This window comes from Streptomyces sp. NPDC058683 (genome assembly GCF_042716195.1).
Lineage (GTDB): Bacteria > Actinomycetota > Actinomycetes > Streptomycetales > Streptomycetaceae > Streptomyces.
Genome location: NZ_JBHXSK010000003.1, coordinates 248,188 through 268,689, shown reverse-complemented (window position 1 = coordinate 268,689; position 20,502 = coordinate 248,188). Strand labels below are relative to the sequence as shown.

10 protein-coding genes are annotated in these 20,502 nt (G+C 71.3%); 4 read left to right on the top strand and 6 right to left on the bottom strand.

What is annotated here, in order from left to right; genetic code table 11:
- Positions 1–6: 6 nt before the first annotated feature.
- Positions 7–1,464: an MFS transporter gene (locus ACFWXC_RS04965; RefSeq protein ID WP_384473166.1), complete on the bottom strand. Its 1,458-nt coding sequence runs from the start codon at positions 1,462–1,464 to the stop codon at positions 7–9.
- 131 nt (positions 1,465–1,595) lie between these two features.
- On the opposite strand from ACFWXC_RS04965, the gene dusB reads away from it, so the two are divergent.
- Positions 1,596–2,783, top strand: a complete 1,188-nt coding sequence (gene dusB / locus ACFWXC_RS04960; protein ID WP_384473163.1) for a tRNA dihydrouridine synthase DusB — start codon at positions 1,596–1,598, stop codon at positions 2,781–2,783.
- Here dusB and ACFWXC_RS04955 read toward each other — a convergent pair.
- The 4 genes from ACFWXC_RS04955 to ACFWXC_RS04940 all read right to left on the bottom strand — a co-directional run bounded on the left by ACFWXC_RS04955 (position 2,729) and on the right by ACFWXC_RS04940 (position 10,242).
- Positions 2,729–3,808 (bottom strand): hypothetical protein, encoded by a 1,080-nt coding sequence (locus ACFWXC_RS04955; protein WP_384473160.1) that lies wholly within the window; start codon positions 3,806–3,808, stop codon positions 2,729–2,731. The two genes, dusB and ACFWXC_RS04955, sit on opposite strands and share 55 nt — an antisense overlap.
- A gap of 350 nt (positions 3,809–4,158) precedes the next feature.
- The gene (locus ACFWXC_RS04950) at positions 4,159–5,730 is read right to left on the bottom strand and encodes a sulfatase-like hydrolase/transferase (RefSeq protein ID WP_384473435.1); all 1,572 of its coding nucleotides are present in this window, start codon (positions 5,728–5,730) and stop codon (positions 4,159–4,161) included.
- A 1,055-nt stretch (positions 5,731–6,785) separates the two neighbouring features.
- A complete protein-coding gene (locus tag ACFWXC_RS04945; RefSeq protein WP_384473158.1) occupies positions 6,786–8,723 on the bottom strand; it encodes a glycogen debranching N-terminal domain-containing protein in 1,938 nt (645 codons plus the stop codon).
- Between the two features lie 64 nt (positions 8,724–8,787).
- A complete protein-coding gene (locus ACFWXC_RS04940; protein ID WP_384473155.1) occupies positions 8,788–10,242 on the bottom strand; it encodes an amylo-alpha-1,6-glucosidase in 1,455 nt (484 codons plus the stop codon).
- Between the two features lie 120 nt (positions 10,243–10,362).
- Between ACFWXC_RS04940 and ACFWXC_RS04935 the strand changes: the two genes are divergently transcribed.
- Together ACFWXC_RS04935 and ppdK are read left to right on the top strand one after the other, a co-directional pair.
- Positions 10,363–11,586 (top strand): ROK family protein, encoded by a 1,224-nt coding sequence (locus ACFWXC_RS04935; protein ID WP_384473152.1) that lies wholly within the window; start codon positions 10,363–10,365, stop codon positions 11,584–11,586.
- A 562-nt stretch (positions 11,587–12,148) separates the two neighbouring features.
- On the top strand, positions 12,149–14,869 hold the full coding sequence (gene ppdK, locus ACFWXC_RS04930; protein WP_384473149.1) for a pyruvate, phosphate dikinase: 2,721 nt from the start codon (positions 12,149–12,151) through the stop codon (positions 14,867–14,869).
- A gap of 190 nt (positions 14,870–15,059) precedes the next feature.
- On the opposite strand, the gene ACFWXC_RS04925 is transcribed toward ppdK, so the two are convergent.
- Positions 15,060–16,061 (bottom strand): TrmB family transcriptional regulator, encoded by a 1,002-nt coding sequence (locus ACFWXC_RS04925; RefSeq protein ID WP_384473147.1) that lies wholly within the window; start codon positions 16,059–16,061, stop codon positions 15,060–15,062.
- Between the two features lie 344 nt (positions 16,062–16,405).
- Here ACFWXC_RS04925 and ACFWXC_RS04920 point away from each other — a divergent pair, with 344 nt between their 5' ends.
- On the top strand, positions 16,406–20,494 hold the full coding sequence (locus tag ACFWXC_RS04920) for a S8 family serine peptidase (protein ID WP_384473144.1): 4,089 nt from the start codon (positions 16,406–16,408) through the stop codon (positions 20,492–20,494).
- The last annotated feature ends 8 nt before the right edge of the window (positions 20,495–20,502 follow it).

The window sequence follows — 20,502 nt, the reverse complement described above, 5'->3', positions numbered from 1 at the left end:
CGGGCCCTACGCCTGGACCTGCTGCGTCGACCCCACGGCCGCGCGTATCTCCGGGGACGCCAGCCGCTCCGCGGCCCGCTCGGCCGTGGCGCGGGCCCAGCGGCCGTTCGTCAGGGCGCCCAGAAGCAGGACGGCGAGGCCGCAGCCCGCGAGGATCCACCAGCCCGGCCGGGCGGCGCCCACGAACGTGCCGGCGTACGACGACGAGCCGATCCCGGACGCCAGTACCGCGCCGATCACCGCGACGCCCAGGGTCTGGCCCAGCTGGCGGCTGGTCGAGGCGACCGCGGCGGCGACGCCCGCCTGGGTCCTGGGCATGCCCGACACCGCCGTGTTGGTGATCGGGGCGTTCACGAAGCCGAAGCCGATACCGAACAGGACGTAGCCGAGGAAGAGGGTGGTGTCCGAGGTCTCCGCCTCGAACGCCGCGAACAGCACCGCGCTCGCGGTCATCGCCACCCCGGCGATCACCAGCGGCAGCCGCGGACCCCGGCTGCCGACCAGGCGGCCGGCGAGCGGGGCGCACAGGAACATCGGGACGGCCATCGGCAGCATCCACAGGCCCGCGTGCAGGGCGTCCAGACCGCGCACGTTCTGCAGGTAGAGCGTGGACAGGAACAGGAAGCCGCCGAGCGAGGCGAACGCGCTGATCGCGATCACGGTCGCGCCGCTGAACGGCGCCGAACGGAAGAAGCGCAGGTCGATCAGGGGTTCGTCACGCCTGGGCTCGTACCACAGGAGGCCGACCAGGGCGACGAGGGCCACCGCGGCGAACGGCAGGACCGTGCCCGCACCGGCGGTCGGCGCCTCGATGATCGAGTACGTCAGCGCGCCGAACAGCGCGATGACCAGCACCTGGCCGACCGGGTCGGGCCGGCGGGCCTTCGGCGCCCGGGACTCCGGCACGAACCGCAGCGTCAGCAGGAGCGCGGCGAGACCGATCGGGAGGTTGACCCAGAAGATCGCGCGCCAGCCGACCGACTCCACCAGCAGGCCGCCGACCAGCGGTCCGGCGGCCATGGATATGCCGACCACCGCGCCCCACACCCCGATCGCCCGGGCCCGCTCGCGCGGGTCGGTGAAGGTGTTGGTGATGATCGACATGGCCACGGGGTTGAGCATCGAACCGCCCACCGCCTGGACCATGCGGAACGCGATCAGCGATTCGAGGTTCGGCGCCAGCGAGCAGAGCAGCGAGCCCAGCGAGAAGACGACCAGGCCCGTCATGAAGACCTTCTTGCGGCCGACCCGGTCGCCCGTCGACCCCGCGAGCATCAGCAGCGAGGCCAGGACCAGGGTGTAGGCGTCGATGGTCCACTGCAGACCGGCCGTCGAGGCGTGCAGTTCACGCTGCATGGACGGCAGGCCGACATTGAGGGCGGTGGTGTCGAGACTCACGATCAGCAGGCTCATACAGCAGATCGCGAGCACGAGCATGCGACGGCGGGGGCTCAGCTCGGGCATGCGCTCCATCGTACGCCCGTTTCGATAGTGCGTCTAACTAATGAGTGTTACATGATCATGACGGAGGGTGCGGAAGCGGCGGTTGTCCACAGGCCTGCCGAGCACCGCGGGCCGTACGGGACAATGGGGGAATGCCCGAGTCCACGACCCCGCTCCAGATCGGCCCGCACAGCGTCCGGCCGCCGGTCGTCCTGGCCCCCATGGCCGGGATCACCAACGCACCCTTCCGCACCCTGTGCCGGCACTTCGCCGGAGGCGGAGCCTTCGCCGGAGGCGAAGCGAAGGCGGGAGCCGGCGGGGGCAAGGGGCTGTTCGTCAGCGAGATGATCACGACCCGGGCGCTGGTCGAACGCAACGAGAAGACCATGCAGCTGATCCGCTTCGACGCGACCGAGAAGCCGCGCTCGATCCAGCTGTACGGCGTCGACCCGGCCACCGTCGGCAAGGCCGTCCGCATGATCGCGGAGGAGGGCCTGGCCGACCACATCGACCTGAACTTCGGCTGCCCGGTCCCGAAGGTCACCCGCAAGGGCGGCGGCTCGGCCCTCCCCTACAAGCGCAACCTGCTGCGCGCGATCCTGCGCGAGGCGGTGAGCGGCGCCGGCGACCTCCCGGTCACCATGAAGATGCGCAAGGGCATCGACGACGACCACATCACCTACCTCGACGCCGGCCGGATCGCGGTCGAGGAGGGCGTCACCTCGATCGCGCTGCACGGCCGCACCGCCGCCCAGCACTACGGCGGCACCGCCGACTGGGAGGCCATCGCCCGCCTCAAGGAGCACGTCCCGGAGATCCCGGTCCTCGGCAACGGCGACATCTGGTCGGCCGAGGACGCGCTCAGGATGGTCCGCGAGACGGGCTGCGACGGAGTCGTGGTCGGCCGTGGCTGCCTGGGCCGGCCGTGGCTGTTCGCGGACCTGGTCGCCGCGTTCGAGGGCCGCCACGAGGACATCGCGCGCCCGTCCCTGCGCCAGGTCGCCGACGTCATGGTCCGGCACGCCACGCTGCTCGGCGAGTGGCTCGGCGACGAGGCCAAGGGAGTCGTCGACTTCCGCAAGCACGTCGCCTGGTACCTCAAGGGCTTCGCGGTCGGCAGCGAGATGCGCAAGCGCCTGGCCATCACCTCCTCGCTGGCCGAACTCCGCGCGGGCCTGGACGAGCTGGACCTCGACCAGCCCTGGCCCACGGGCGCCGACGGGCCCCGCGGCCGCACGTCCGGCAACAACCGGGTGGTGCTGCCGGACGGCTGGCTGAAGGACCCCTACGACTGCGCGGGCATCACGGAGGACGCCGAGCTGGACACGTCCGGCGGCTGAACCCGGCTCCGGCGGCGCTGCCGCGCGTGCCGCAGCGTCGCCGCGTACAGCAGCAGGAACGCCGAGCCGACCACGGCCAGGAGGAGCCACGACACCGGTCGCCAGCCGGTCGGGGCGGTCCCGTGGAGCCAGCGGAGCAGGAAGTTGCTGCCGGCCGCGGCCGGGAACGAGAAGACCCAGTACCCGTAGTGGAACGACTGCTGGCGCAGGTCCGGCAGCAGCAGGACGACGACCAGCAGGGTGAAGAGCACCAGCCCGGCGAACCCCTCGCCCACGGCGTCGAACACCCCGCGGTGCGCGGACGTCCACGCGAGCCCGCCGGTGGCCGGCGGGATGACCAGCACGGCGAGAGTGGGACGGGCGGGCTGCGGCATGGCGGCGCCGCCTGCGACCAGGCCGCCGAGGACGACGGTGCCGAAGGCGAGCCAGTACAGGACGCCGACGGCGAAGGTCATCGCCGCGACCTGCGGGAGGTGCAGCGTCGAGGCGGTGATGCTGGAGATGAACGGGGCCGACACCACGGGCAGCAGGTACCCCGGGTGCAGCGGAGCGGACGCGAGACCACCGGTGACCCAGTGCGCCAGCAGGCGCGCGGCGATGACCGCGGCCATGAGGGCGAACACCGCGTATCCCCAGCGGGCCGCGTCCGGCACGTCGGGGAAGACGTGCCCCGCGGCGAGCATGCCGACGATGGGGACGTAGGCGAGGGTGAAGCCCTGGCCCGGGTGGTGGAGGTCGTCGAGGACGGTGCGCCACCGCCGGCCTCCGTGACGGAGGTACTGCACCAGCAGCACCAGCCACACCAGACCGCTCAGGGCGAACAGCGCGTGGCTCACCGCCAGGGGCACACCGAGGGTCCCTGACGCCGCCTGCCATGCGCCGCCGAGGCCGGCCGTTCCGAGGGAGACCGATTGCAGGCTGTTCCGCTCCGCACGGAATGCGGGCGACCGTTCGTCGACACCCGGGCGGCGGCGTTGCGCCGCATGGGCCGGGGCGTGCGGAGTCCGCTGCGGTGCGATGCGCATGGTGGGCCTTTCCGGTGCCCCCGGAGCCCGCGGCCACGGAACCGGACCAGTGCGGAGGGGACGACCGTCAATCGAGAAGACGTAAGAGGCGAATGCCACACGACGCTTACGCCGTGGGCTTTGCTGGGCAGCGCCTCTTTGCGCCTACCGCATTCACCAGACAGACCCAAACATCATACGCATATGTCAAACCTTGTCGATATGGCGCGACCGTGAGGCCGTGGCGCACGACGTCGCTCTTGGCGTCGCCCATGGCCTGGAGGGGGTGCCCGGACGGCAGGGCGATGGGGTCGGACCGGTCGTCTCCCGGCCGTCCTCGTCCGGAGGTGACGGCGGCCGGGAGGCAGCGGCTAGTTGTTCTTCGGGTGCGGCGTGGAGCCGTAGGCCGTCAGGAATCGGTCGCGGAAGGAGCTCATCTTCCACACCGGGGCGTTGTGCGCCGGGCGCAGGCCGTCGGTCCAGTTCCAGGAGTTGATCGCGTCCAGCATCTTCGGGTCCTTGGCGACGATCGAGATCGGCACGTCACGGCTGGCGTGGTTGCCGCTGACCCGGGCGATCGGCTGGTGGTCGCCGAGGAAGACGAGCACCGTGTTGTCGTTGCCGTACCGCTCCAGCCACTGGGTGAGCGCGGTCACCGAGTACTCGATCGACTTGCCGTACTCCTGGCGGGACCTGGTGGTGTCGGCGATGACGTCGGACGCCTTGTTGCCGGCCTTCTGGATGGCGTCGAAGACCGAACCGTCGCCCAGCTGGTCCCACGGCACCATCTTCGGGATCGGCGCCCACGGCTGGTGGCTGGAGGTCAGGATCAGGAACGACATCCGTGACTTGCCGTCGGCCGGCTGCTTGCTGTGCACCCGGTCCTGGAACTGCTGGAGCGCGTACTGGTCGGGCATCGTCGACCAGCTGAACTTGGGTCCCTGGTACCCGAGCTGGAAGGCGTTGTAGACCTTGTCGAGGCCGTAGTAGCTCTGCTCCGGCCAGCCCTTCTGGATGCCCGGCATCACACCGACCGTGTCGAAGTCACCGGTCTTCTGGAACGCCTTGGTGATGCTGAGGTGATCGCTGGCCACGACGGTCCGGTAGCGCTGCTGGTTGCTCACCCACAGCCCCGACATGGTCGTGGAGTGCCCGAGCCAGCTGCTGCCGCCGTAGGTCGCCGACGTCAGCCAGCCGCTCTTCGCGGCGTAACCGGCCTTGGTGAGTGACTTGGTCTGGGCGTCGAGCATCTTGTCGACACCGGGCGCCATGATCGGGTCCTCGATGGCGCTGCGGCCGTAGCTCTCGATGAACGTGAAGATCACGTCCTTGCCGCGCAGGTCCGGCACCAGCTGGTCGGCCGGGGTGTTCCCGAAGGCGTCCACCTTGGCGACCTTCCGGAACTCCGCCTCGTCGTGCAGGGTGTCCCGCACCTGGCGAGCCTTGATCTCCAGCGCGGTCGCGGTGCGGTCGGAGGCGAGCGGCACACCGCCGGCGATCTGGAGGCCGAAGGAGGAGCAGGTGATCCAGACGACACCCGCGATCAGCGTGCCCCGGGTGGCCCGTCCCGGATGCCGGGCCAGCAGATTGCTCAGCCGCACCGTCGCCAGGGCGAGCAGCACGAACAGCAGCAGCACGAGGACGACGGCACCGACGCTGACGGCGACGGTGGCCGTCTTGCCCAGGGTGTCCTCCAGGTACGACTCCGCGTCGCTGAGCAGGCTCCAGTCCAGGATGGCGTTGAAGCTCCGGCCGAGGTATTCGTTGAACCCCATGTCGAGGAAGTTGATCAGGGTCAGCGCACCGAGCGCGACGCCGAACACCGCGGCCAGCACGATCCGGGGCCGCCGGGGCAGCGCCAGTGCGACGGCGGCCGCGATGATCCCCTCGGACGGTAGCCGCAGGAACTTCACCGGCCCGAGCCCGACGACCGTGTTCGGCATCACCAGCGCGGCGATCACCAGCGCGGCGCAGAGCACGCTGATGCCGACGGACAGCGCGGACGCAGCCGCAGGATGAGCTTCCCGCCAGGCCTCCCGCCGCACCCGAACCCGCCCACTCCAGGAGGCCCAGCCGCGACGGCGGGGGGTGGTGGGGGCGGGAGCGTCCGGGGCGTCCGGGACGTCCGGGACGGGGACGGGGGTGGGTTCGCTGCCGCCTTCGACGGTGGGCGCGACCTCCGGGTCGACGGCGGACGCGGCTTCCGGGTCGACGGCGGACGCGGCTTCCGGGTCGGTGGGTGCGGTTTCGGAGTCGGCGGCGGACGCCGATTCCGGGCCGGCGATGGGTGCGGCCCCCGGGCCGGTGGCGGATGCGGCTTCCGGGTCGGCTGTGGATGCGGCATCGGGGCCCGGAGCGGAGTCGGACTCGGACGCGGGATCGGACTCGGCGTCGGTGGAGTCGGACTCGGCGTCGGTGGCTTCGGCGGTCGGCGTCGACCGCTCGGCCGCGGCGGCGGGCGCCGGTTCCGGTTCGGGTGCGGAATCCGGTTCGGGCTCGGGTTCGGGCCCGGCGGCGGATTCCGGTCCGGATTCCGGGGGGCCGGCGTCCGGGGCAGCGCTCTGCACGGCCGTCTCCTCGGCTATCTCCTCGGCCGTCTCCTCAGGATCCGCGGGCGACGTCTCCGCAGCCGCGTCGGCAGCGGGCTCGGAGGTCTCGGGAGCCGCTTTCCGCTCGGACGTCAGGGCCTCGGACTCCTCCGGTGCGCCCTCGCGTCCGGACGGCCCGGAGGGCGTGTCCGATGACTGGCGAATGCTCGTGTGCTGAGGCAACCCGGAGGTCCTTCCGTGCGAGACCCGTGAAACGGAATCGGCGGGCCAATGCCGAGGAGGTCCAGGCCCGCCGTCTTCCCGTACGGCTCACACAAGCCCCCTGTTCAGGTCTTTCGGCAAACAAGGGGCAAATACAGCGCCCCGATCGGGACGCGGGACTGTGTCGATATGCGGCTCCGCCGCGCGGGCGCGAACAACCTCACCGGCCCGCAGCGAACCCCGACCCCCTACGCACCGCCCACGGCAGTGAGCAGCGCCAGCGGAGCCGCCGCCGACCGGGACTCCCGCACACACGCATGCGGATACGGCACCGGCTCCGGATGCGTGTCCCTCCCGTACCCGGCCAGCACCTCCGGCAGCCGGTGCCCGCCGGCCGTCGCCGCGTCCACCAGCCCGTGTGCCACGGCCCGCGCCTCGTCGTGCAACCCGTACCGCGCCAGCCCCAACGCGATCAGCGCGTTGTCGTGCGGCCACACCGATCCCCGGTGGTACGACAACGGGTGGTACGCCGCCTGCCCCGCGGCCAGCGTCCGTACCCCCCACCCCGAGAAGAAGTCCGGTTCCAGCAGCCGCCGTCCGACCTCCTCCCCGTACTCCTTGTCGAGCAGCCCGGACCACAGCAGATGCCCGGCGTCCGAGGCGAGCGCGTCGACCTGCCGCCCCTCCCCGTCCAGGGCCAGCGCGGGGAAGGCGGACCTGTGCATCCAGAAGTCGCGCTGGAACCGGTCCCGCAGATCGGCGGCGGCCTGTTCGAGGAGCGCCGCGTAGGTCTCGTCGGCCCACACCGTCCGCGCCACCCACGCCGTCCGGCGCAGCGCGTCGTAGGCGTATCCCTGCGCGCCCGCCGCCATCACGGTGCCCACCGGCCGGCTGCCGTCGGCGGAGCAGATCGCGCCGGGGGAGTCCTTCCAGTTCTGGTTGGCGAGCCCGCCCTTGTCGGCGCGGTAGACGAGATAGCCGCGTGAGGTCAGCCCGCCGTGGTCGAGCATCCAGCCGATGGCCGCACGGGCGTTGCGTTCCAGGCGCCGGGCCATGCCGGTGTCCCCGGTCTGCTCCACATACGCGCCCAGCAGGATCAGGAAGAGCGGGGTGGCGTCGACGGAGCCGTAGTAACGGCCGTACGGCACCTGCCCGAAGTGGGCCAGCTCCCCGTGCCGTACCTCGTGGACGATCTTCCCGGGCTGGGCCACGGAGTGCGCGCCGGCCTCGGTGGCCTGGGTGGCGGCGAGGGCCGGGAGGGTGGCGGCGGCCAGCCGGGGCCGGTAGGGGAGGGCGAAGAGGGAGGTGATGAGGGCGTCGCGGCCGAGCAGGGTGAGGAACCAGGGGGCGCCCGCGGCGGGGACCTTGAGTTCCTCGCCGTCCGGGCCGGTGGCCGGCACCTGGAGCGCGGCGAGGTCGGAGAGGCCGCGGGCGCAGGCCGCCGCCAGCTCGGGCCAGCCGGTCGGGAAGGCCACGCCCTCCACGAACTCCCCTTCGAGGGCGAGGAGTTGCTCGTTCAGTGCGGCCGGGTCGCGGGGGACGCGCAGGGCCCGCTTGTCGCCGTGCGGGCGCCCGATGACCCGTACGACCAGCTCGGCCGTGCCGTGCGGCGGGAGTTCCAGCGTCCACACCATGCGCCGGGCGCCGGTCCCGGTCTCCTCGACGCCGTCCGGCGCCGGCTCGGCGGTGATCGTCGTACAGGACCGCCACTCGCCCCGGCGGTAGCCGAACTCCACCCCGTCGTCGAGGACCTGGCGGGAGCGTACGGCGCCGGACTTGGTGTAGGTGCGGTGGTCGGCGCGGAGTTCGAACTGGTCGGTGAAGTCGGCGTCGGCGGTGATCGCGAGCCGGATCGTGGTCGGCACCGGACGGTTGCTGGTGACCCGCAGGGATTCGGCGAACGAGCCGTCGCCGACGGCCTGTTCACGGAAGAGGGTGTGCGCGGGCGGTTCCTGGCGGCCGCCGCGCGGGACCAGCACACACCGGGTGCCGTCTCCGTCGGAGACCGGGGTGAGCACCTCGGGCAGCGCCCCGTCGACCGTCAGCTGCCAGCGGCTGAGGTGCCGGGCGTCCCGTACGAATAACCCGTCCGGGGAGCCGCCGCCCCGGACGCCGCTGATGTCTCCGCGGTCGTCCACGGCGGCGAACGTCGCGCCGTGCACGAGCAGATGATGCCGGTCCGTCATCCCCGGTCCCCTCCTTTGTCCCACAGGTCGAACGTGCGGTGTCCGTCGAAGACACCTCGTTTTGTCAGCTCTTGTCCATGCTTTGAAGCTTTTGAGGCTCTTGGCGCTTTTGCAGTTTCTGATGCCCGTCGTGCGGTGCGTGCCGCCGGTGGTGCAGATCGAGTGCGAGCGCCGCCGTCCAGCTGAACCCGGTCGCGCCGCACGCCTCGCCCGTGTACGGGTCGACGTACTCGGCGAACCCGGTCGCGCCGGCCGTCCGCAGGACCGCCTCGCCGAGTGCGTCCGCCCGCTCCCGCTCGCCGTGCTCGCGCAGCCCCCGCTCCAGCAGCCAGCCGGTGTTGGCCCAGGCCGGGCCGCGCCAGTACCGGTGCGGGTCGAAGGCCGCGCCGAGCAGGTCGTAACTGGGCACCAGATGGGTGCCGGTGCCGAAGTGCGGGCCGCTGAGCGTGCGGACGAGCGCCGCGGCGATCTCGCGCGGCAACTCCGGGAGGATCAGCGGGATCAGACCCGAGACCCCGCGTTCGGGGATCAGTCCGCCGCCGCCTCGCAGGTCCCGGCAGAGGAAGATCTCCCGCTCCGGATCCCACAGCCGGTCCACCAGCGCCGCCGTCAGCCGCTCCGCGCGCGCGTGCCGTGCCGTCCCCGTGGCCCCCAACTCCTGTGCGATCCGCGCCAGGGCGTGCTCGGAGGCGATGAGCAGCGCGTTGAACGCCGGGTCCTCGACGGCGAACTCCCGCCGCCGGTCGGCGTATTCGGCGTCCCGGTACTCCGTCGCCAGCCGCACGTACCGCCCGTAGTCCAGGTCCGTCGGCCGGTCCTCGGCGGCGCCGTGGTCCAGGTCGGCGCGGTGGAAGGAGCGCGCCGGAGCGGGCGCGACACGGGCCAGCGGGGCGTCCCAGCAGGGGCTGTTGTCCATACCCTGTTCCCAGGGGTGCACGACGGACGCGAGACCGCCGCCGCCGAGGTCCCGCCGGTGCAGCAGATAGCGGTGCCAGGCGGCGAGCCGGGGATAGGCGCTCGCCAGGAAGCCGCGTGCCCGCGACAGGCCGGGATCGGCGAGGTGCACCAGCCAGGCGGCCAGCGCGTGCACCGGAGGCTGCACGATCCCGGAGGTCTGTACGGTGCGGGGGGCGCCCGCGGCGCGCCCCGCGGTCGAGGAACGCCAGAAGTCGGGGCTCGGGAAGTACGCGTCGAGGGGCACGGAGGGGTTGAACACGATGTGCGGGATCCGCCCGTCGCCCCACTGGGCGGCCAGCAGCGTCTCCAGCTCCGTCTGCGCGCGCAGCGGCGACAGGTGCCTGAGGCCGATCGCGACGAACGCCGAGTCCCAGGACCACTGGTGCGGGTACAGGCTCCGGGACGGCACGGTCGAACTGCCGGTCCAGTTGTCGGCGAGCACACGTGCGGCTCTGACGTGCAGGGACCCTGGGCCGATGGTGCCGGGGGCGCGCGTGGAGGGTGGATCGTATGCGATCCCGGAACCGAGCGCATGGGCTGTGAGCTGGGCAGTGCGATCCACTCGGGGCTCCCCGAAGACATCCGGCCGACCGGGTTTGGCTGTGGCTACCGTAGGGTTACGTCTATTTAACACGCAAAACTCAATATGTAATGCAAGCTTGAGAAACACAAGGGGGTGCGCATGACCGGACGTCCCGGCAGGACCGGCAAGGGCGGCGGACAGGCGAGCTCGGGCGAACTGCTGGAGCTGGTGCGCAGCGGGCGGGCCGTGACCCGCGGCGCCCTCCAGCAGGCCACCGGACTCTCCCGCGCGACCGTCGGCCTGCGCCTGGACCGGCTGTTCCGCGCCGGCTGGCTGCGCGAGGGCGCCGGCGGCCCCGTCGACTCCCCGCTGGGCGGCCGCCCCTCCATCACCCTCGAATTCGACGACGCGCACGCGGTGGTCCTCGCCGCCGACCTGGAGACGCGCCATGCCCGGGCCGCCGTCCTCTCCCTGACCGGCGAGATCCTGGCCGAACACTCCGGCACGCTGGTCATCCAGGACGGCCCGGACGCCGTACTCACCGAACTCGGCCACTGGTTCGCCGAGTTGCTGGAGAAGGCCGGCCACCTGGCGACGGAGGTGTGCGGGATCGGCCTCGCGGTACCGGGCCCGGTCGACACCGAGACCGGCCGGGTCGTGCAGCCGCCGATCATGCCCGGCTGGGACGGCTACGACATACGCGGCCGCATGGCCAGGGCGTTCACCGAGCACACGGGCGCGCCGTCGGGGGTCCCGGTCCTGGTGGACAACGACGCGAATCTGATGGCGTACGGCGAACAGCGCACCAGGCATCCGGACTGCTCCGCGTTCGTGCTGGTGAAGGTCTCGACCGGTATCGGCGCCGGGGTGGTGGTCGACGGCTCGATCTACCGGGGTATCGACGGCGGCGCCGGGGACATCGGCCATATCCGGGTGGGCGCCGAGGCGCAGTGCCGCTGCGGTTCGTACGGCTGCCTCGCCGCCGTCGCGAGCGGTGGCGCGGTGGCCCGGCGGCTGGCGGAGGCCGGGGTTCCGGCGGCCTCCGGCTCAGATGTGCGCGATCTGCTCGCCTCGGGCCATCCGGAGGCGGCGGCACTGGCCAGGGAGGCCGGCCGCCGGGTCGGGGACGTACTGGCGACGGTCGTGACCCTGCTGAACCCGGGCGTGCTGATGATCGCGGGGGACCTGGCGGGCACGTCGTTCCTCACCGGCGTGCGGGAGCTGCTGTACCAGCGGGCGCTGCCCCGCTCCACCGCCCACCTGGACGTCGTGACCTCACAGCTGGGGGACCGGGCCGGGGTGATCGGCGCCGGGGCGCTGGTCGTGGAGCACCTGTACGCGCCGGAACGGGTCGAGGAGCGGTTGCTGGCGCTCGGCATGTGAGGCGCCTGCCGCCGGTAGGACGACGGCCTGGCTGTCGCCGGTGGGACGGCGCGGCTGCCGTCGGCGGGGCGGCATGGCTGTCGCCGGTGGGGGCGGCGCGGCTGTCACCGGTGAGGGCGGCGCGGCTGCCGCCGGTGAGATGACGCGGCTGTTTCCGTCCGCTTTCCGCGTCCATTCCGTGTCCGCATGGTGAAATCCCGGCGTCTGTGGCAGCGTGATTCTCGCCACCCTTGATAAGGGTTGCGCTCAGATGAGCGGATCATGAGCGACTGCACTTCTCCAAGGGGTGGCACTGGGTGCCACCCCTTGATCGTTCATCGATCGAAATCAGACGTGCAGTCACTCCGCTCATCTGAGCGAAATAGTGCGACCCTGAGCGGTCTTGCGTTCAAGAAGTGAAAACATCTGCCCGTCTCCGCTTGCCAAGCTTTGACTTTCGATCCCGTGGCGGACGGTCGGTTACGGGCGCATGACACGCGAGTAGACGTACCCAGGCGCCTTCGATCTGGGTATGTTCCTCGCCGTCAGGGCAGCCACCGCGTCCTTCAGGGAGTCGAGACCCGTGTCGGAAAACAAAGAACCCCACGTAGCGAAGTTCGTTTACGACTTCACCGAGGGAAACAAGGACCTCAAGGACCTCCTGGGTGGCAAGGGCGCGAACCTCGCCGAGATGACCAACCTCGGGCTCCCCGTTCCCCCCGGCTTCACGATCACGACGGAAGCCTGCAAGGTCTACCTCGACAGCGGCGAGGAACCGGTGGCACTGCGTGACGAGGTGAGTGCGCACCTCGACGCGCTGGAGCAGCGGATGGGCAAGAAGCTGGGGCAGGCCGACAACCCCCTCCTGGTCTCGGTCCGCTCCGGCGCGAAGTTCTCCATGCCCGGCATGATGGACACGGTCCTGAACATCGGCCTCTCCGACAAGTCCGTGCAGGGTCTGGCCAAGCAGGCCGGCGACGACCGCTTCGCGTGGGACTCCTACCGCCGGCTCGTCCAGATGTTCGGCAAGACGGTCCTCGGCGTCGACGGCGACCTCTTCGAGGAGGCCCTCGACGCGGCGAAGGACGCCAAGAAGGTCACCGTCGACACGGAGCTGGAGGCGGCCGACCTCAAGAAGCTCGTCACCAAGTTCAAGAAGATCGTCAAGGCGGAGGCCGGCCGGGACTTCCCGCAGGACCCGCGCGAGCAGATGGACCTCGCGATCCGCGCGGTCTTCGACTCCTGGAACACCGACCGCGCCAAGCTCTACCGCCGTCAGGAGCGCATTCCCGGCGACCTCGGCACCGCGGTCAACGTCTGCTCGATGGTCTTCGGCAACCTGGGCCCGGACTCCGGCACCGGCGTCGCCTTCACCCGCGACCCCGCCTCGGGCCACCAGGGCGTCTACGGCGACTACCTCCAGAACGCGCAGGGCGAGGACGTGGTCGCGGGCATCCGAAACACGGTCCCCCTGGCCGAGCTGGAGAACATCGACAAGAAGTCGTACGACCAGCTGATGCAGATCATGGAGACGCTGGAGAACCACTACAAGGACCTCTGCGACATCGAGTTCACGATCGAGCGCGGTCAGCTGTGGATGCTCCAGACGCGCGTCGGCAAGCGCACCGCGGGCGCCGCCTTCCGCATCGCGACCCAGCTGGTCGACCAGGGCCTGATCGACGAGACGGAGGCCCTCCAGCGCGTCACCGGCGCCCAGCTGGCCCAGCTGATGTTCCCCCGCTTCGACGAGCAGGCGAAGGCACAGTCGGTCGGCCGGGGCATCGCGGCGTCGCCGGGCGCGGCGGTCGGCAAGGCGGTCTTCGACTCGTACACGGCGGTCAAGTGGTCCCGCTCCGGCGAGAAGGTCATCCTGGTCCGCCGCGAGACCAACCCCGACGACCTCGACGGCATGATCGCGGCGGAGGGCATCCTGACCTCCCGGGGCGGCAAGACCTCCCACGCGGCCGTGGTCGCCCGGGGCATGGGCAAGACGTGCGTGTGCGGCGCGGAGGAGCTGGAGGTCGACACCAAGCGCCGTCGGATGACGGTCCCCGGGGGCCATGTGGTCGAGGAGGGCGACGTCATCTCCATCGACGGCTCCTCCGGCAAGGTCTACCTGGGCGAGGTCCCGGTCGTGCCCTCCCCGGTCGTCGAGTACTTCGAGGGCCGGATGCACGCGGGCGCCCACGACGCCGGCGAACTCGTCGAAGCGGTGCACCGCATCATGGCGTTCGCGGACCGCAAGCGCCGGCTGCGCGTGCGCGCCAACGCCGACAACGCCGAGGACGCCCTGCGCGCCCGCCGCTTCGGCGCCCAGGGCATCGGCCTGTGCCGCACCGAGCACATGTTCCTCGGCGACCGCCGTGAACTGGTGGAACGCCTGATCCTGGCCGACACGGAGGAAGACCGGGAGGAGTCCCTGAAGGCCCTCCTCCCCCTCCAGAAGAAGGACTTCGTCGAACTCCTCTCGGCGATGGACGGCCTGCCGGTCACGGTCCGCCTCCTCGACCCCCCGCTCCACGAGTTCCTCCCGGACATCACGGAACTCTCGGTCCGGGTGGCCCTCGCCGAGTCCCGCCAGGAGCCCCACGAGAACGAACTCCGGCTCCTCCAGGCGGTCCACCGCCTGCACGAGCAGAACCCGATGCTGGGCCTGCGCGGCGTACGCCTGGGCCTGGTGATCCCCGGCCTGTTCACCATGCAGGTCCGCGCGATCGCCGAGGCCGCGGCGGAACGCAAGAACGCCAAGGGCGACCCGCGCGCCGAGATCATGATCCCGCTGGTCGGCACGGTCCAGGAGCTGGAGATCGTCCGCGAGGAGGCCGACCGGGTCATCGCGGAGGTGGAGGCGGCGACGGGCACGAGCCTGAAACTCTCGATCGGCACGATGATCGAACTCCCGCGGGCCGCCCTGACGGCGGGCCAGATCGCCGAGGCCGCGGAGTTCTTCTCCTTCGGCACCAACGACCTGACGCAGACGGTCTGGGGCTTCAGCCGCGACGACGTCGAAGCCTCCTTCTTCACCGCCTACCTGGAGAAGGGCATCTTCGGCGTCTCCCCCTTCGAGACCATCGACCGGGACGGCGTCGGCTCCCTGGTGGCGGCGGCGGCGAAGGCCGGCCGTGCGACCCGCCCGGACCTGAAACTGGGCGTCTGCGGCGAGCACGGCGGCGACCCGGAGTCCGTCCACTTCTTCCACGAGGTGGGCCTGGACTACGTCTCCTGCTCCCCGTTCCGCATCCCGGTGGCCCGCCTGGAGGCGGGCCGCGCGGCGACGCAGTCGGCGGGCAGCGACCACCGCTGAGGCGCTGCCGACGGGAGGCCGGTGAGCTGACCGGCCTCCCCTGAACCCCGGGTCCGCCGTCCGTCCCCGACCCTCAAGACCGATGGACGGCGGCCCCGGCACGCAAGAGAGGGGCGGCACCCTGTGCGGGGGTGCCGCCCCTTGGTGCGTCGTCAGGCTGTTACTGGGGTCAGGCCTGCCGGTGCTCGTTTCACAGCCAGCCGCGTCGGGTGGCGGTGAGGCCCGCCTGGAAGCGGGTGGAGGCGCCGAGTTGGCACATGAGCTGGTGGACGCGACGCTGGGTGGTCCGCTCGCTCCAGCCCTGGGCGCGTGCGATGGCCGTGTCGGTGAGGCCGGAGGCGAGCAGGGCGAGCAGGGACCGCGTCTCCTCGTCAGGCTCTGCGTCCTCGGATTCCGCCGCCGCGGTGGTGGCGGCGCCGGGTGGCAGTGGGGCGTCCGACAGCGGCGCTGCGCGCTCCCACTGTGCCTCGAAGAGCGATTCCAGAGCTACGAGCACGGGGGAGCGGTGGACCAGGTAGGCGACCGACTGGTCACCAGGTCCGAGGCTGAAGGGGAGGATGGCCGCCCGGTCGTCGCTGATGACGAGCTTGAGGGGCAGCTCAGGGTGTACCCGTGCCTGCTCGCCCGCCTTCATGCTGGGCACGATGTCGTTGTTCAGCCTGCCGGGCCAGGCCACCGCTTCGCGGTCGTAGATCACCCGGTAGACCACGCCGCGCCGCTGCTGCTGAAGCTGGCTGTCGAGGTTGCTGCCGGGGCCGTCGAAATAGGGCGGCCGGTCGCACACACGCACCTCGCGGCGGGCGTCGACAGTCAGCCGGAGCACGGTGGCGTTGATGTGCTCACGGCTGGTGAGCAGTTCGACGGCCATGTCGCGCTGGCTGATCCGGGCCGCCTCCCGGTGGGTCTCGGTCAACCGCTGTACCAGGGCTCGTGCTTCCTTGAGCTGGTGCTCGCGCTGGTCTATCAGCGCGGTGACGGCGACATCCGGGGGAGCGGCGGTGAAGCGTGACGGGCGTCCGGTGTCCTGCACGGCGAGCCCGGCCTTGACCAGTCTGGACAGCAGCCTTCCCACGGTGGTCGCGGGCATGCCGCAGACGTCGGCCAACTCCGCAGAGGTGCAGCGAGGCTGCCGGACCAGTGCCACGTAGACGTGTTCTGCTTCTTCCGCAAGCCCGAGCACGTCAAATTCCATACCGCTCCGCCGATTTCCGTGGCGGCTTCCGCCACCTGGCAGAGATCCGCCAGCCTCGTAATCTTGTGTTGCGTTGGTCGCGGTTGACATCTTTCACGCTGAAGTCGGCGCTGTCCTGAGCACGTTCGAGCGGGCAGAGCCTTCCGGTGCGGATCCGTGCTCGCGGATTCGCTCCTTGAGAAAGGTGTCCCATGACGTATGCCCACACGCGCGGCAGACGGCTTGGTGCCGTCGGTGCCGCGCTCGTGGCCATCACCGCGGCCGTAACGATACCCGCGGCCGCGCTTCCCTCAAGCTCCCCCGGGTCCGGCTCCGCGGCCACTGATTCCGGCCGGTCGCCGGCCGTGAAGACCCCGCTCGGCAGCAGCTCATCGGCGGCACAGCCCGGTGCGGGGGCCGCGCTGCCCGCCACACCCGGATCCTCGGCGCTCGGTCCGTGGCGCTCGTTCCTGAAGCCCACGCCCGCGCAGTCGGCGAAGAACAGCCCTCACCAGGTCCTTGTGGTCCTCGGCTCGGCCACCCAGGTGACGGGCACGTCGCTGGGGAAGCAGCGCAATCTGCAGGCCCGTACCCCGCTGACCTCGGACACCGCGGTCAACACCGCGCTCCAGCGGGCCCACGCGGTCTCCATGCGGCCCCTGGTGCCCGAACTGTCGGCCGCCCAGGCGAAGCAGTTGCGCTCGGCCGCCCGGGCGAAGCTGGGCTCCGGGGCGATCGACCTGTCCAAGGTCCAGGTCGTCCAGCTCGCCGGCGGCGACACCACGGCGGCCGCCCGGGCGCTGGCCGCCACCCCCGGTGTCGTCTACGCCGAGCCCGACCAGACCGTCTCCCCCATGAACACCGGCTCTGTGCCGCTGCCCTCCTCGGTGAGCGCCGCGACGGGGAAGTCCGGCTCGTCGGAGAAGGGGAAGGGGCAGGACAGCGGCGCGACCGGCTCCGACGGCGTGCCCGGCAACGCGGCTCTCGGCACCTCGGCGCAGAGCTTCCTCAACGCCGGCGGCGTCAACGCGACCGGTGCCTTCAGTGTGCTGAAGCAGAAGTTCGGCCAGCTGCCGGGCACCGGTGAGACCATCACCAACGTCTCGGTCGGCGACCTCACCGACACGCAGACGCCCGACCTCGCCCCGAGCGGGCCGACGACCGTCGTCCAGAACGGCCAGCGGTACCTGGACATCCCCACGATGCCCTTGATCCCCACCTACACCGCGGACGCGACCGGCGCACTCGACCCGACCGGATCGACCCAGGGGCAGGACTCCGCGCTGGGCGAGGTGCTGCTGGACTTCTCCGTGATGGCGCCGCTTCCGCACGAGCTGCAGCGGCCGGGCATGCAGGGCAGCGGAGCCTCCGACCTGCTGGGCATCGCCCCGGGCGCGAACTACCGGCTCGTCGTCCCGCAGCAGCCGACGTTCAGCCAGATCGCGGTGGCGCTGCTGGCCGCGGCCCGGCAGCAGCCGCGACCCGACGTGATCACCGCCAGCCTCGGCTACGGCACCGACGCCCAGGGGCTCCCCGGCCGCTACCTGGAGGACGACCCGGTCCAGCAGGCCGTGATCGCGTCGATCGTGCAGCAGTACGGCATCACCGTGGTGGTCTCGTCGAACGACGGGACCAGGCTGTTCACCAACGCGGCCGTCGGGCCCGACGGCGGCAGCACCGCGACCGACATCACGCGCAAGGCCGCCGACACCACCCGGATCGACGACGACCAGCTGTCGACCACGCCGAGCAAGGTGCTGGATTCCGGCGCGATCGCCGCGGGCGGCACCACGACCGACGACACGCTGTCCGTTCCTCCGCAGAACGGCGGCGCCGCGTCGGCCAACGGCACCTGGGCGACCACCAGGCTCAACGGTTCCGAGGTCTTCTCCTCGGGATTCGGCACCCGCGTGAATGTCTCGGCGCCCAGCGACGGCATCCCCGCCTTCGAACACCAGGGCCAGACCGCACAGTCGGTGACGGAGGTCCTCAACGGAGGCACTTCGGCGTCCGCGCCCGAGATCGCGGCCGCCGCCGCGGTCGTCCTCCAGGCCTCCCGGCTGACCGGACAGCACCCGTCCCCCGATGACGTCCGTTCACTGCTGGAGCGCACCGGCCGGGCCGTGCCCACGCCGCCGCAGATCGACCGGCCGCTGCACGTGGGCCCGCAACTCGACGTCACCGCCGCGCTGCAAGCGGTCCTGGCCAAGGCGCACGGCAGCCATGCCCGCACCGGCACGCCCCGCATCGTCCGGCTCTCCGTGGCGCATCGCCAGACCGTGGGCGGACTCGGCGGCGCGTACACCGAAGGCACCGACCCCGGTTACATCGACCTGGCCGGACCCGGCACGGGCGCAAGCGCCACCGGCGAGGGCCTGGTGGGGCCGGTGACCATCGGCGCCGACGTGACCGGCCTGCCCGACCGGCAAGGCGTCAGTTACGCGCTGCGCATCGGGAATCACGAGTTCACCTCGGATGTGCCGGCGATCCGGCTGACCCCCACGCAGATGCTGACCGCGGCCGGACTGCCGGTCGTCTCCACGACGGACCGCCGGGTCTCGCTCACCTTCGAGGTGCGTCACGGCCACCAGGTGCTGGCCTCGGCCACCCACGAGCTGACCTTCGGCCCCACCGACGGCGGCTACGCCGAGTCCCTTGCTCCGGTGGTCCGGCCCGTCGTCGACGCGGGACACTCCGTGCGGGTGAGCTACGACCTCACCGGGGTGCGGAACGTCAGCTCGCCGAAGCTGGTCGTGTCAGGAGTCGGCCACTGGAGCCCCGCGGCGGCGCCCATCCTCTCCGCCTCCTACACCACCCCGCTGACGGCACTGCGCGGCACGGTCACCGTCCCGGCCGGAGCCTTCTCCGCCGGCGGCGGCATCTACGGGATCGGCATCCTCCAGAACCCCACGGCCGGCTCCAAGGGCGGCCCGGCGTACGGCGAGTTCGCCTCGATCCGGGTCGACGGCGGTGACCCCTCGCAACGCCCGGCAGCGCCGACCCTCGCCGCGAAGGCCGGAGGCTTCGGTCACCTGCTGGAGATCGACCGGGCCGCGCCGCGGTTCTCGGTGCACTACGACGTATCGGGCATCAAGCACGCCACCGGCACACTGCTGGAGTTCTCCCCGCCCGGACCGAACATGTACAACTCGTACAACCTGGTCAGCAACCAGAACGGCACCACCCGCGACCACAACGGGGTGGACAGCCCGGCCACGCTCGACCGCTCGCTGACGGGCACACGAGGCACGGCGGCACTCGACGCCCTCGCGCTCAAGCTGCCCTCATCGATCGCGTACGACCTGCGCGTGTTCGCCGTCGACCGGCACGGCCGGATTGTCGGGCAGGCCTCGCCGACGTCGCTGCTGGCATACGACGACGGACCGGCCCCCGACGGCACCAACCTGACGAACTTCGCGATCGTCCCCGGCGGCACGTCCGTCGCGGCGGTCGAAAGCCCCACCGGTGAAGGCTCGGTGTACGACTACGACGCCGCCACCGGAACCTATGGGCGCAAGTTGACGAGCGACCCCGCGTACGGCTCCATCTACGAGGTGTTCGGCGTCGACTCCGCCCACCACACGCTGGTCCTGCACAAGCAGACGACCACCGGTGAGCAGTGGCTCGAGACCTACGACACGAGCACCGGCGACGCGGTCGGCAGCCCCGTCCGCATCGACGACCAGTACGTCGTGACGGGCGGGCGGGTGGACGCCAAGCGCCACCGTGCGGCGGTGCTCGCCTACCGTTCGAGCGACCGTGCGGGCTTCGTCCTGCCCGTGGACACGGCGACCGGCACTCAGGGGACGCCGCTTCAGCTCGAGCCCACCTCGGACGGGAGAACCTCGTACGGCCTGCTGGACGTGGACGAGTCGACCGGCGTCTTCTCCGCGCAGAAGTCCGGGTCCGCCATCAACTGCCTGGCCTCGGTCGGGGCCGGCACCATGGCCTCGATCGACCTGGACAGCGCGACGGTCACCCGCAGCCAGGGGGGATCCCCTTGCGCCACGGACCTCGCCTCCGACCAGAAGGGCAGCCTCTACGAAACCTGGTACCACTCCTTCAGCGTCAACTTCGCCGGCACCGGGTACTTCGCGCAGTTGCCCGCCGGGGACCAGGTGAGCCTCGGAGCGGCGCAAGCGCCCCTCGCACTCGCCGTCGACGGTGAGCACCACCTGGCACTGTTCGCCTTCCGGCTCCCGGACCTGAAGCCGACGGGCGGCTTTCAGCAGTACGGCTTCGGCGACAACAACGCCACCGGCCGCATCGCCGTCGTCGATTTGAAGACGGGCCAGACGGTGCGCACCGTGACCGGCGTCCAGTACCCGCTGTTCGGGTCCTACAACGGCCGGCTCGAAACCCATCGCGAGCGTGTCATGCAGCTCGACCCGGCAACCCGGACCGGCTGGACGTACGCGGGCGACGGCAGCCAGATCCAGCAGTTCTCCTACTGACCCGACCC